This window comes from Streptomyces sp. NPDC019396 (genome assembly GCF_040632375.1).
In the GTDB taxonomy this organism is placed as follows: Bacteria; Actinomycetota; Actinomycetes; order Streptomycetales; family Streptomycetaceae; genus Streptomyces.
Window position 1 is genome coordinate 1 of record NZ_JBEYBS010000016.1, and the last position, 13,943, is coordinate 13,943.

General features: G+C 71.6%; 9 protein-coding genes and 1 pseudogene. 6 read left to right on the forward strand and 4 right to left on the reverse strand.

From position 1 onward, the window contains the following. The 5 genes and pseudogenes from ABZ532_RS19560 to ABZ532_RS19580 form a co-directional block, all read left to right on the forward strand. Window positions 1-1,722, forward strand: a 1,722-nt coding sequence (locus ABZ532_RS19560; RefSeq protein ID WP_361284782.1) for a condensation domain-containing protein, incomplete at its 5' end; no start/stop codon positions are given. After that, window positions 1,719-5,666, forward strand: coding sequence for a condensation domain-containing protein (locus ABZ532_RS19565; RefSeq protein ID WP_361284785.1), 3,948 nt, complete (start codon window positions 1,719-1,721; stop codon window positions 5,664-5,666). The genes ABZ532_RS19560 and ABZ532_RS19565, both read left to right, overlap by 4 nt. A 19-nt stretch (window positions 5,667-5,685) precedes the next feature. Continuing rightward, window positions 5,686-6,951: a cytochrome P450 gene (locus ABZ532_RS19570; RefSeq protein WP_361284788.1), complete on the forward strand. Its 1,266-nt coding sequence runs from the start codon at window positions 5,686-5,688 to the stop codon at window positions 6,949-6,951. Window positions 6,952-6,953: 2 nt separating this feature from the next. Further along, window positions 6,954-7,304 (forward strand): annotated as a pseudogene (locus tag ABZ532_RS19575) (methyltransferase domain-containing protein); the annotation flags it as partial. A 173-nt stretch (window positions 7,305-7,477) separates the two neighbouring features. Continuing rightward, window positions 7,478-7,627 (forward strand): hypothetical protein, encoded by a 150-nt coding sequence (locus ABZ532_RS19580; RefSeq protein WP_361284791.1) that lies wholly within the window; start codon window positions 7,478-7,480, stop codon window positions 7,625-7,627. Between the two features lie 75 nt (window positions 7,628-7,702). On the opposite strand, the gene ABZ532_RS19585 is transcribed toward ABZ532_RS19580, so the two are convergent. From ABZ532_RS19585 to ABZ532_RS19595, 3 genes are read right to left on the reverse strand one after another with little or no spacing between them, the layout of a single operon-like run. Then, window positions 7,703-9,646 carry an ABC transporter permease gene (locus ABZ532_RS19585; RefSeq protein ID WP_361284793.1) on the reverse strand — a complete coding sequence of 648 codons (1,944 nt, stop codon included), beginning with the start codon at window positions 9,644-9,646 and terminating at the stop codon, window positions 7,703-7,705. 55 nt (window positions 9,647-9,701) lie between these two features. Then, window positions 9,702-10,520, reverse strand: a complete 819-nt coding sequence (gene modA / locus ABZ532_RS19590) for a molybdate ABC transporter substrate-binding protein (RefSeq protein ID WP_361284796.1) — start codon at window positions 10,518-10,520, stop codon at window positions 9,702-9,704. A gap of 30 nt (window positions 10,521-10,550) precedes the next feature. Further along, window positions 10,551-10,949 (reverse strand): helix-turn-helix transcriptional regulator, encoded by a 399-nt coding sequence (locus ABZ532_RS19595; protein ID WP_361284799.1) that lies wholly within the window; start codon window positions 10,947-10,949, stop codon window positions 10,551-10,553. 301 nt (window positions 10,950-11,250) lie between these two features. Here ABZ532_RS19595 and ABZ532_RS19600 point away from each other — a divergent pair, with 301 nt between their 5' ends. After that, on the forward strand, window positions 11,251-11,670 hold the full coding sequence (locus ABZ532_RS19600; protein WP_361284802.1) for a TOBE domain-containing protein: 420 nt from the start codon (window positions 11,251-11,253) through the stop codon (window positions 11,668-11,670). 59 nt (window positions 11,671-11,729) lie between these two features. Here the strand turns inward: ABZ532_RS19600 and pabB are convergent, their stop codons facing one another. Next, window positions 11,730-13,943, reverse strand: a complete 2,214-nt coding sequence (pabB, locus tag ABZ532_RS19605; protein WP_361285158.1) for an aminodeoxychorismate synthase component I — start codon at window positions 13,941-13,943, stop codon at window positions 11,730-11,732.

Below are 13,943 nucleotides of genomic sequence, written 5' to 3' on the forward strand. Positions count from 1 at the left end.
GGGCCGCGTACGGTGGTGGAGGAGTTGCTGTGCGGTCTGTTCGCCGATCTCCTGGGACGTGAACAGGTCGGTATCGACGACGACTTCTTCGACCTCGGCGGTGACAGCATCACCTCGATCCGCCTGGTGTCGAGGGCCCGAGCGAAAGGCGTGGTGATCTCCGCTCGCGAGGTGTTCCGGCACAAGACCGTCGCGGAACTGGCCGCACACGCACGGCAGCGGCAGCCGAGGACGGCGCCGCCCGGCGCCCGGCGCGAGAAGACGGAGACGCAGCCGGTTTCCCAGGCCCCCACCGGCGCCACCGTCCTCCCGGACCCGGACGGCCCTGTGCCACTGACCCCGATCATCCGCTGGCAGCGTGATCGCGGTGGCCCGGTCGACGGCTTCCACCAGTACGTACTCGTCCGCACCCCCGCAAACCTGGCACTACCGCGGCTGCGCGAGGTGCTCCAGTCGCTGCTCGACCGGCACGACGCCCTGCGCATGCGCCTGCGCCGCACCCCGGAATGGCGGCTCGACATCCTGCCGCGTGGGGCGGTCACGGCGGACGAGCGCATCGTGCGTGTGCCGGTCGGCGGCTCCGGCTCCGGTACCGGCATCGGAGAAGCGGACTGGGAACGAACGGTGCGCGTCCAGGCGGACCTGGCGCGCCGACGGCTCGCACCGGGCACCGCGAACATGCTCCAGGCGGTGTGGTTCGACGCGGGACCGGGGCGCCCCGGGCGCCTGCTCCTCCTGATCAACCATCTGGCCGTGGACGGTGTCTCCTGGCGGATCCTGCTCCAGGACCTGCGCTCCGCCTGGAGCGAGCCGGATGAGCCGGGCGAGCCGAGCGCACCGGCGGCAGGGCCGGCGGGCACCGCCCACACCTTCATGGAATGGGGCAGCCGACTGGAGAAGAACGCTCTGGAGCGCACCGGTGAACTCCCCTTCTGGAAGCGGGTCCTGGAAGGGGCGGGCGAGCTGATCGAGGGCTCCGCCGTGCTTCCCGGACGGGACGTCCTGAGCACCCAGGCCACCGTTGCCCGCGTGCTGCCGGCAGCGCGGACGGAAGCCCTGCTGACGCGGCTGCCCGCGCGGCTCGGCACCGGCGCCAACACGGTCCTGCTCGCCGCGCTGGGCCTCGCCGTTCGGGGCTGGCGTGACGCGCACTTCCCGCAGAGCACCGCGCCGTTCCTGGTGGACGTGGAAGGCCACGGCCGCGAGGAGATCGCGGACGACCTCGACATCTCCGCCACCGTCGGCTGGTTCACCAGTATGTTCCCCGTCCTCCTCGACACACGGCGCCATGACCCGTACGACGCCCTGCGTGCCGTACGGGAACAGCTGGACGCCATGCCGGACAAGGGACTCGGCTACGGCCTGCTGCGCCATCTCAACCCGGACACCGCGCCCGTGCTGGAGCGGCTGCCCCGGGGGCAGATCCTCTTCAACTACCTCGGCAGGTTCGACCGCCCCGACGACACCGAGTGGGCGCTGGCGTCCGAAGCCGGGGCGGTCGGCAGTGGAGGCGATCCCGACATGCCGCTCACCCATCCCCTGGAGGTGTCGGCCGTGGCTCTCCAGCGAACGGGCGGCTCCGAACTGCAGATCACCTGGGCGTATGCGTCCCGGCTGCTGGAGCGGCACCGGGTCGAGGACCTGGCCGACCGATGGCTTGCGGCGCTCGACCGGCTGGCCGGGCACGCCGTCGCAGCCGCGGAAGGGGGAGCGACCGCATGACACGGCCACGGCACGAAGAACACCGACAGGGCCAGACGCCCGCGCCGCTCCAGCAGGGCCTGTTCTTCCACACGGGCTTCGACGAGGACGGTCAGGACATCTACACGATCCAGCTGACCCTCGACATCGAGGGTGCGCTGGACCCGTCCGCACTGCGCCGGGCCTGCCGAGAGCTGCTGCGCCGGCATGACTCCCTGCGTTCCGGCTTCCGCACCGACCCGGCCGGTGATGTCGTGCGGTTCGTGCTTCCCGAGGCCCCACTCGCCTGGCGCGACTTCGACCTCGAACCCGGCCCAGGGGGCAGCGACGTGGTCGAATCGGCGGCCATGCGACGCGCGGCGGATGAGGAACGTCAGCGGCGATTCGATCTCGGTGCCCCACCCCTGGTCCGCTTCCTGCTGATCCGGCTCACGGCGGACCGCTGGCGGTTCGTTCTGACGAACCATCACATCATTCTCGACGGCTGGTCCACCTCGGTGCTCATCGACGAACTCTTCCAGCTCTACGAGGGCGAGGAGCTGGACGAGGCACCCACCTTCACCTCGTATCTCGAGTGGCTCGCGGACGCGGATCCGGACGAGGCGCGTGAGGCCTGGTCGGACGCGCTGTCCGATATCGAGGGCCCGACGCTGGTGGCCCCGGAGGCCGGGGACTGGAGCACGGTCGTGCCCCGGCAGGTGGTGCGTGCGCTCCCGCCCGGCAGCAGCGCGCGGCTCGCCGAGCGCGCCCGGCACTGCGGCGTCACACTCAACACCGCCGTACAGGTGGCCTGGGGACTGGTCCTGCGCCGGCTGACCGGTCAGGACGACGTGCTGTTCGGCATGACGGTCTCCGGTCGGACAGCGGATGCGGACGGTATCGAGACGATGGTGGGCCTGCTCGTCAACACCCTGCCCGCCCGGGTGACGGCGGAGGACGGCGACACCCTGCGCACCCTGCTGGAACGGGTCCAGGACCAGCAGCTCGACCTGTTCGAGCACCATCACATCGGTCTGACGGAAATTCAGAACCGGGCCGGATTCGGCCGGCTCTTCGACACCACGACGGCCTTCGGCAACTACCCCGTGGGGGAGGGCGACCAGGACCCCGGCTCGGTACGCGTGGTGGGCTCCGGTGGCTTCGACGCCACCCACTATCCGCTGTCCCTCGTCTGCACACCGGGCGACGAACTGCACATCCGCCTGGACTACCGGCCCGACCTGTTCGACAGGGACACGGCCGAGCGGTACTGCGACTGGTTCACACGGATGCTGGAGGCGATCGCCGACGACCCGGAGCAGCTCGTCGGCGAGCTCTGCGTAGTCACCGAGCGAGAACGCAGGCGGATCCTCGTGGACTGGAACGACACCGTGCGCTCGGTGCCCGCCACGACGCTGCCGGCACTGATCGAGCGATGGGCGGAGCGCACACCCGACGCCCCCGCCCTTGTGCACAACGGGCAGACGCTGCCGTACCGCGAGCTCAACCGCCGCGCCAACCAGTTGGCCCGCGAGCTCATCAGGCACGGGGCGGGCCCTGAGGCACGGGTGGTGCTGGCCCTGCCCAGAACGCCCGGGATGGTCGTGGCCCTCCTGGCCGTCCTCAAGGCGGGTGCCGCCTACGTCCCCGTCGATCCGCGCTATCCGACCGGACGCATCGCCCATGTGTTCGCCGACGCTCGGCCGTGCCTCGCGATCGTCCCACCGGAGGGGGCCCTGCCGGAGGGCGTGCCCCGACTCGTCTTCGATCCGGCGGCGGACGCGGTGGCGGCCCCGGAAGCGGCGGACGGCGGCAACGTCCGGGACAGCGAGCGGCTGCGCCCCCTGCTGCCGAGCCACCCGGCATACGTGATCTACACATCGGGCTCCACGGGCACCCCCAAGGGCGTGGTGGTCGAGCATGCCAACGTGGTCAACTTCGCCGCCACCGTGGACGGGCACTTCGGCTCCGGGGGAATGGCGATGACCCTCGCCGCCACCTCCCTGAGCTTCGACGTGTCCGTCTTCGAGATCATCACCACCCTCACCAGCGGCGGTTGCCTGGACATCGTCGACGACCTCCTCGCGCTCCAGGAACGCGGACGCTGGGAGGGCAGCCTGATCTGCGCTGTCCCATCCGCGATGGCGAGCCTGCTGACCGGTGGCGGCACCCGGCTCGCCGCGCGCCACGTGGTGCTCGGCGGGGAGTCCGTGCCCGGCGCACTGCTACGCGACCTTCGCGAGCGTGCCCCCGGCTGCGTGGTCACCAACGCCTACGGCCCGACCGAGACGACCGCCTACGCCACCGCGTGGCGCAGCACCGGCAGCCCGGCCGGTGCGAACCCCGGAGAAGCCTCCGAAGCAACCCCCGATGCAGCCCCCGGAGAAGCCCCCGGCCGAACCCCCGGAGAAGCGGCCGAAGGGCCGGTCGCAGCAGGCCCGCCCATCGGCCGCCCGGTCCTGAACACCCGGGTCTACGTGCTGGACCAGCGACTGCGGCCCGTCCCCGTCGGTGTCGCGGGTGAGCTCCATATCGCCGGCGCCGGGGTCTCCCGCGGATACCTGGGGCGCCCCGGTCTCACCGCAGAGCGGTTCGTGGCCTGCCCGTTCGGGCCCCCGGGCGAGCGCATGTACCGCACGGGCGACCGCGTACGGTGGCGCGCCGACGGCAACCTCGACTTCCTCGGGCGCCTTGACGACCAGGTCAAGATCCGCGGGTTCCGTGTCGAGCCGGGCGAGATCGAGTCGGCGCTGCTGCGCCACGAGGACATCGCCCAGGCCGTGGCGGTGGCCAGGGAGGACCGTGCGTCGGATCGGCGACTGGTCGCGTACGTGGTCGCCACCTCGCCGGACGCGGAACTCGACGGGGCGGCACTGCGCGCGGCACTCGCCGGAGTGCTGCCGGACCACATGATCCCGTGGGCCGTGGTCCAGCTGCCGCGGCTCCCTCTGCTGCCGAACGGCAAACTGGACCGCGCCGCGCTGCCGCCCCCGGCCCACGCCGGCCGTGAACGGCAGGGGCGGGCACCGCTCGGCGCCCGCGAAGAGGTGCTGTGCGCGCTGTTCGCGGAGGTGCTCGGCGTGCACCGGGTCGGCCCCGACGACGGGTTCTTCGACCTGGGCGGACACTCACTCCTCGCGACCCGGCTGATCAGCAGGGTCAGGACGGTGCTCGGGGCGGCGCTGACGGTCCGCGCGCTCTACGAGGCCCCGACGGTCGCCGCACTGGTCAGGAAGCTCGAGGACCAGGACCACACCGACCCGGAAGCCGGACTCGCTGTGCTGCTCCCCCTGCGCACCTCGGGCGGCGACCGCCCGCTGTTCTGCGTGCACGCGGCGAGCGGCCTCGCCTGGCCCTACGCACGGCTGCTGCCGCGGATCGACCCGGACGTACCGGTCTACGGACTGCAGTCGCGCTCCCTCGGCGCACCCGGGGCAGGTCCGCAGAAGCCGGACGACCTGGTGAGCGACTACGCACGGCAGCTGCGCACGGTCCAGCCGACCGGGCCGTACCGCATCCTCGGCTGGTCGGTGGGGGGCAACATCGCCCACGCCCTGGCGGCGCACCTGGTCGCCGCGGGCGAACGGGTCGAGTTCGTCGCCCTGCTGGACTCGTACCCGCCGCCATCCGACCCGCTGCTGATGCCCCGCACGGACGAGATACGGCAAGAGGTGCTCCGCGGCCTGGACTTCACCGCAGACGGGCCGCTCGGCGCGGCGGCCGCCGACGGGGTGCGGGTGGCGGCGGAGTCCGCGGTCGAGGTCCTGCGCAGCGCTCCACCGCGCAGCTCCGGGTTCGACATCGTCTTCTTCCGTGCCGCCGTCGCCGAGGGCAGCGCAACCGCCGATCCGCAGGCCTGGCAGGCGTACACCCACGATGCGCGCATCACCGTGCACGACATCGACTGCGACCACCACCACATGCTGGATCCCGCACCGCTCGACGCCGTCGGCGACGTGCTGGCCGCGTGGTTCACCCGGCACTGAAGGGAGGACCGGCGCCGACATGGCCGCGTTCCCTGACATCGACCTCGCGCACACCGACCCGTCGGAAATCGACCTCGCGAACCCCAATCTGCACGCCGAGCGGGACCTGACCGCACTCTGGCGCCACCTGCGCGAGCATGAGCCGCTGCACTGGCAACCGCCACGGCGCGGCCGCCCCGGCTTCTGGGTCCTGACGCGCTACGACGACGTGTCCGCCGCCTACCGTGACACCCGGAGGTTCCGCTCGGACCGCGGCAACGTCCTGGACACCCTCCTGGCAGGAGGTGACTCCGCGGCCGGAATGATGCTGCCCCTCATGGACGGCCCCCGCCACACGGCACTGCGCGGGGCGCTGATGAAAGCCTTCTCCCCACGGGCACTGGCCGGAGTCGTCGACAGCATCCGCACCGCGTCGCGTGAGCTGGTCACCGAGTTCCTGGAGCGGGGACGCTGCGACTTCGCCCGGGACATCGCGGGACTGCTTCCGCTGCGCGCGATCTGCGACCTCCTGGACGTACCGCATCGCGACCGGCAGCAGATGCTCGACATGACCTCATCGGCCCTCGGCTCGGACAGCGAGGACGCACTGCGGGAGAACGCGTGGGTGTCCAAGGGCGAGATCCTGCTGTACTTCTCCGACCTCGCGGCGCAGCGGCGCAGGAAGCCGGGGGAGGACATCGTCAGCCTCCTCACCCAGTGCACCGTCGACGGCGGGCGGTTGACGGACGAGGAAGTGATCTTCAACTGCTACAGCCTGATCCTCGGAGGTGACGAGACCACCCGTCTCGCCCTCGTCGGAGGCGTGGCCGCGCTGCTGGACGACCCCGGCCAGTGGGATGCCTACCGGTCCGGTCGGATCGCCACGGAGACCGCCGTGGAAGAGGTGCTGCGCTGGACGTCCCCGACACTGCACGCCGGGCGCACCGCGGGGGCGGACACCGACCTGCGTGGACGGACCATCAGGAAGGGGGATGTCGTCACCCTCTGGAACGCCTCCGCCAACCGGGACGGTGACGCCTTCGCCGAGCCGGACCGGTTCCTGCTGTCCCGGCAGGAGAACCGGCATCTGACGTTCGCCTACGGCTCGCACTTCTGCCTCGGGGCGTTCCTCGCCCGTGCCGAGATCGGTGCCGTGCTGGATGACCTGCGTGAGCGGGTGGGCACCATGGAGGCGGCGGGACCGGCACGGCGTGTGTACTCCAACTTCCTCGGCGGTCTCGTCTCCCTGCCGATCGCCTGGAGCCCGAATGACGGGGAGCGACGCGACGCTAGATTCCGATCATGACCATGCGAACGCGGGGCGGCAGTGCGGGGTACGTCGACTACGGCCGGGTGGGCGGCGGTTACGCCGCATACCGCCGCCCCGACCAGCGGATCGCCGCGCACATCCGCGCGGCGCTCGGACCGGACGTCCGCACGGTCGTCAACGTCGGTGCGGGTGCCGGTTCCTTTGAGACGGCGTCCACCGTGGCGGGGGAGCAGGAGTTCGCCGTGACGGCCGTCGAGCCGTCCGCCTCGATGCGCGCCCAGCGGCCCGCCCACCTGCCGCGGGCGATCGACGCGGTGGCCGAGCACCTGCCCTTCGAGGACGATGCCTTCGACGCGGCCATGACGACGTTCAGCGTGCACCAGTGGACCGACACCCGGGCGGGGCTGCGGGAGTTGCGGCGGGTGGCGCGCGGGCCGGTCGTGGTGCTGACCTGCGACCCGGCGGTTCCCATTCCCGCCGACTGCTCCGACGGCTTCAACGAGGCGTACTTCGCGCGCCCCGAGCGCCTCCTCGAACCCGGTGCGCGGCAGGCGTGCTCGGAGTGGAGCTTCGTGGACGAATCGGTGCGCGGTTCGACGAGCGATTGCGGCGCGACCTGGCCGACGGGACCTGGGACCGGCGGTACGGGCAGCTGCGTACGCAGGGACACTTCGAAGGGTCGCTGGTCATCGTCACGTCGGTGCCGATCTAGACCGTGTCGGAGAACCAGAGCCAGGGGGGAGTACTCCAACGCGGCCTGGGTCCTGACCGGGGCTCGCCCGGAATCTCACAGCGGTACGACGGTCACCTCGGTCGCCTTCACACTGGTCCAGACCCGCACACCATCGGCGAGCGCCAGCTCGGCCGCGGCTCCGGGGGTGATCTCGGCGACGAGGTCGGGAGCCTGGTCGGACATGATCAGGATGCGCAACCGGCTGCCGCTGGCGGTGATCTCGCGGACCGTACCGGGCCAGACGTTGCGCGGGCTGCCGGTCGGCTGCTCGCGATGGACGGACACCGCCTCGGGGGCGATCACGGCGAGGCTCTCGGATCCCGCGGGCAGCGGTTCGGCGACGATCAGCGTCCCGCCGTCCGGGAGCCGGAGGCCGTCGGCGGTCGCGATGCCCTGCCAGGCGTTGCGCCCGAGCATCCGGGCGACCCAGGGGGAGCGGGGGTGCCGGGTGACCTCGCTGGGCGGGGCGTCCTGGAGGGCGTGGCCCTCGTCCAGCACGAGCACCCGGTCGGCGAGGGAGACGGCCTCGACGGGATCGTGGGTGACGATGAGGCACACCCCGCCGAAGCCGTCGAGGTGGGTGCGCAGGGTGTGGCGCACATGGGCGCGGGTGGTCTGGTCGAGCGCGGCGAGCGGCTCGTCAAGAAGCAGCAGCCGGGGGCGGGCGGCCAGGGCCCGTGCCAGGGCCACCCGCCCCGCCTGCCCACCCGAGAGCTGAGCCGGCTTGCGGTGGGCGAGGTGCCCCACCTGGAGCCGGTCGAGCCAGCCCTGCGCGATACGCCGGGCCTCGGCGCTTGAGGTGCCACGGGCGCGGAGCCCGTACGCGGTGTTGGCGAGCGCGGTCATATGGGGGAACAGCGCGCCGTCCTGCGGCACCCAGGAGACCGTCCTGCGGTGCGGGGGAAGCCCGGTGACATCCGTACCACCCAGTGTGAGCTGTGCGTGGGCGCGGGGGGTGAGCCCGAGGAGGGCGCGCAGCAGGGTGGTCTTTCCGGCACCGTTGGGACCGACGACGGCGATGGTGGTACCCGGCTCGGCATCGAGTGTGAGGCGGGTGAAGCCGCTGAACTCGGCGTGCAGAGGCCATCGTTCACGCTCCTCCGGGAGCGGTGCGTCCCCCGGAGCCGGCGCGGCGGCCGGGAGCGGCCCCTCCTCGTCGGCGGCCACGGGCCCGGGCGCTCGCGAGTGGTCGACCGGGGTGCCGCTCCAGCGACCGCGCAGCGCGATCAGCACCGCCATGGCGATGGCCAGCAGGAGGAGGGAGACCGAGGTCGCCGCCTCCGGCTCTTCCTGCAACAGCAGGAAGACCTCCAGCGGCAGCGTCTGGGTGACGCCCGGCAGATTGCCCGCGAAGGTGATGGTGGCGCCGAACTCACCGAGCGCCCGGGCCCAGGTCAGGGCCGCACCGGCGACAAGCCCGGGGGCGACCATCGGAAGGGTGACGGTGAAGAACACCCGCACCGGAGAGGCGCCGAGCGAGGCGGCGGTCTCCTCATAGCGCGGCCGCAGCCCGCCCAGCGCGCCCTCCAGGCTGATCACCAGGAAGGGCATGGCCACGAAGGTCGCGGCGAGCACGGCACCCGAGGTGTGGAAGGGCAGGGTGATGCCGAAACCGTCCTCCAGCCAGGGTCCGAGCAGCCCGCGCCGGCCGAAGGCCAGCAGCAGCGCGACACCGCCGACGGTGGGCGGCAGCACCATCGGCAGCAGCACGAGCGACCGTACGAACGCCTTGCCCGGGAACGGCACTCGGGCCAGCAGCCACGCCAGCGGCACACCGAGCAGCAGCGAAAGACCGAGCGCCCAGAACGACACCAGGAGCGAAAGGGTCAGCGCCTCGGTGGTCCCGGGGCTGCTGAGATGCTCCGCGAGTTCGCCCCAGGAGGTGCGTACCAGGATCGCGACCAGCGGAAGCAGCAGGAACGCGACGGCGACCAGTGCCGGCACCGCCAGGGCGAGAGGCGCCCGGGGACCGGACGCGCGCCCGTGGAGTCGTTTCATCGTCGGCACCCCATGCGGAACTCCCTCGCCTGCCTCGTGCCCTGCCAGGTGCGTACTACGGCTGCTGGAAGCCCGCGTCGTGGAGGATCTTCTGAGCCCCGGGCGTGGCCAGCCAGGACACGAACGCCGCGGCCGCCTCGGCGTGCTTCGACTCCTTCAGCGTCGCCGCCGGGTACTCGGCGATGGCGTTCTGCGCGTCGGGGATCGTCACGGCGTCGACCTTGTCGGGAGCGCTGTCGGCGTCGGTCTTGTAGACCAGGCCCGCGTCGGCCTCGCCGAGCTCGACCTTGCTCAGCACCGCGCGGACGTTGGGCTCCAGGGAGACCGGCTTCACCGTGATCTTCTGGGCGTCGAGGATCTTGGCGCTGTACTTGCCGGCCGGGACCTCTGGAGCGGCCAGGACCACCTTGAGCTTGCTGTCGGCCAGGTCCTTGAGGTCGTCGATCTTCATCGGGTTGCCCTCGGCGGTGGCGATCACCAGGCGGTTCCTGGCGATGACCGCGGGCGTGCCGGTGTCCGACGTGACCTTGTCCATGCTCTTGGTGTCGGCGGTGACCAGTACGTCTGCGGGCGCGCCCTGCTGCACCTGGGACACCAGCTCCTGGGAGCCGGCGAAGGAGAAGGTGAGCTTGGTCCCGGGGTACGCCTTCTCGTACGCGGCACCGGCCTTCTTGAAGACGTCGGTCAGAGAGGAAGCGGCAAGCACCGTCAGGTCCGCCTTGGGAACGGCAGCGGCGGACGCCGTGTCCGGGGCGCCCGGGCTCTCCTTGTCCGAGTCACCGCCACAGGCGGTGAGGGACATGAGCAGGGCGGCCGTGATGGCGGCGGCGGAGGCGGTGCGGCCTCTGACGGCGCCGGGCGACACGGGGGACATCAGGGGGGAACTCCCTTGGCTGCGTGAGGGTCAGATGCGGTCGACGTGCACGTTGGTCGACTTCACGCGGGCGGTGGCCTGCATGCCGACTTCCAGACCCAGCTCCTCCACGGCTTCCCGGGTCAGGAGTGAGACAAGGCGGTGCGGACCGGCCTGGATCTCGACCTGGGCCGCGACATCGCCGAGCTTGACCGCGGTGACGATGCCCGGGAAGGCGTTGCGAGCCGAGGTGTACGAGGCGTCGTCATCGCCGCTGTCGCCGCCTTGCGCGATCTCGATGGAGAACGCGGCCAGGTCCCGGCCGTCGATCAGGCGGCGCCCGCTGTCGTCGCGATGGGTGGCGACCCGGCCGGCATCCGCCCAGCGGCGCGCGGTGTCGGGGCTGACGCCGAGCAGACGAGCCGCCTGTCCGATGGTGTAGGACTGCATATGCGACACGGTAGGACTCAATTCTTGGCATATGCAAGTCAGGACAGGAATATCCAGCGCAGATGCCGAGAATGTCCTCGCCGTCTTGGAGGATGCGCCAAGGGGTGGGCTTGTGTGTCGTTCCTGGTGTGCCTGACGGCCGCCCGGCCGGTGTCCCTGGCTACAGTTCCGGAGGCAGACCGATGCACATCGACTCAGACCGCTGCAGACCGACGCAGGCCCGATGCGGTCGATGCGAGCCGGTGCAGACCGGTGTGGACCGGAGCAGACCCGGCGTTACCTCAACCGAAGGTGCGTTCCCATGAGCCTGAGCATCCGCAACCAGCTCCCCGGCACCGTCACCGACATCACTTCCGGCGAGGTCATGGCCGCGGTCAGGGTCCGTCTCGGCGGCGGTCAGGACATCACCGCCGCGATCACCGCCGACGCGGTGCGGGACCTCGGCCTCACCGAAGGTTCGGCCGTGCGCGCGCTGGTCAAGTCCACCGAGGTGGCGCTGGCCACCGGTCCGGTCCAGGGCATCAGCATCCGCAACCAGCTCCCCGGGACGATCATGGACATCGTCACCGGGGGCGCCATGGCCGGTGTGAGGCTGCGTGTGGACGGTGGTGAACTCACCGCCGCCATCACGAAGGAGGCCGCCACCGGCCTGGGGCTCGCGGTCGGCCTCCCCGTGGTGGCTCTGATCAAGTCCACCGAGGTCTCCCTCGCGGGAGAGTGAGCGAGGGCTGTCCGGAGCCTCCTCGGAGGTCCGGGCCGCGTCAGCCGCCGATGGTCAGCTCACCGTACGCGCGCGGGGAAACCGCGCCCCGTCAGTCCCAGCAACGGCCCCGCCTTCACTGCCGTCTCCTCGTACTCGGCCTCCGGGTCGGACAGCGCGATCACCGCCCCTCCGACCCCGTAGCGCACCCGGTCGGGCGTGACCAGCGCGGTCCTGATCACCACGCTCAGGTCGGCGGCCCCGGTCAGTGAGAAGTAGCCGATGGCACCCGAGTAGACACCGCGCGCTCCCGCCTCCAGTCGGTCGATGATCTGCATCGTGCGGATTTTCGGCGCCCCGGTCATGGAGCCCGCCGGGAAGCAGGAGCGCACGCAGTCCACGGCGGTGCGGTCGGAGCGCAGTCGCGCGCGTACCGGGCTGACGAGCTGGTGCACGGTCGCGTACGTCTCGACCCGGAAGATGTCGACGGCCTCGACCGATCCGCTCTCGGCGCACCGTCCGAGGTCATTGCGCACCAGGTCGACGATCATCAGGTTCTCCGCGCGGTCCTTCTCGTCCGACCGGAGCTCCGCCGCGAGCGCGGCGTCCTCCGCCGGGTTCGCCCCGCGCGGGCGGGTGCCCTTGATGGGGCGCGACTCGACGGTGCCGTCGGCGCTGACGCGCAGAAGGCGCTCGGGGGAGGTGCTCAGCACCGCCAGCGGGCCGAAGCCGAGCAGCGCCCCGTACGGCGCGGGGCTGTGGCGGCGCAGCAGCCGGTAGCCCTCCCAGGGATCCAGCGTGCCCCGCACCTCCGCCATGTTGGTCAGACACACCTCGTACGTCTCGCCCGCCGCGATCAGCTCCTGGGCGTGGGCGATCAGACGCAGGTACGCCTCGCGGTCGTGCCGCAGCCGGATCTCCGAGAGTTCCCCGCCGTGGAGGTCGTCCGGAGCGGGCGGCAGGGGCTCCGCGGAGAGACCCGCCGACGACTCCAGGGCGTCCGCCGTGGCGCGCAGCCACTCCCGGGCCGCGCTCTCGTCACCGTCCTCGGCCAGGGCCAGGAGGTGGGTGGTCCGGGTGGTGTGGTCGAAGACCACCGCACGGTCGGCGAACACCATGACCGCGTCGGCGTCATCGGACCGGTGAGCGACGGCGCCGCCGCACTCGGCTTTGAGCTCGTAGCCGAGATAGCCGACCCAGCCCAGTGCGAAGTCGCAGGGGAGCGAGGGCACTTCGGTTCGTGCCGACCGCAGGTCCGCGTCGAGCCAGTCGAGGAAGGTGCCCCAGAACACCTGGGTGTCGTGCCCGGAGCGGATGGTCACCGTACGGCTGGACACATCGGCCTTCGCCACCCGGGCGAGGGGCCCCGAGGCGTCCCCCATGATCGAGAAGCGGCCACCGGAGGCGTCAGGGGCATCAGAGGCGCCGGGGGCACCCGCTGCACCCGGCGCACCGGGCCGCCCGCTGTCGAGCCAGAAGGCGTACGGCCCCGAGCGGAACAGGCGGTCGAAGGCCACCTCGTCGTCCCAGCGTGTGGGGAGCGCTTCGGTCAGGACGCGCAAGTGGCGTGTGGGCGCCGTCTGTTGTGCATTCCCCTCGACGTTCCGAACCTCCTGAACAACCCCCCGCACCCCCGGCATCCCCTGAACCTCCTGGGTTTCCTGGGCCTCAGGAGCCGGCATCGGCGCTGCGGTCCCAGGGACCGGCGGCGCACCGCTCGAGGACCGCGTCAACCGCATGAAGTTGGCCATCAGCTCGTGCCCGTAGCGAGTCAGGACCGACTCGGGGTGGAACTGCACTCCCCACATCGGCCGCTCCCGGTGCTCCACCGCCATGACCACGCCGTCCGGCGTCCACGCGACGGCTTCAAGGTCGTCCGGCAGGTCCGACACGGCCAGCGAGTGGTAGCGCACCACTTCGAACGGCGACGGCAGCCCCGCGAACAGGCCCGTGCCCCGGTGCACCACCGGCGAGAGGCGCCCATGGCGCGGCTCGGGCGCGCGCGAAACGGTGGCGCCATGGGCCAGGGCGAGTCCCTGGTGCCCGAGGCAGACACCGAGCAGGGGGATCTCCGTGTGCTCGACGACCTCACGGCAGATCCCGAAGTCCGTGGCGATCGCGGGGTTTCCGGGCCCGGGTGAGATGACGACGTTGTCGAACGAGTCCAGCATCCCCCGGTGCCAGTCCGGGGCGTCGTTGCGCAGGACGACCGGCCAGGACCCGCTCACCTCGGCGATCTGGTGGCAGAGGTTGTAGGTGAAGGAGTCGTAGTTGTCGATGAGCAGGGTGCGCAC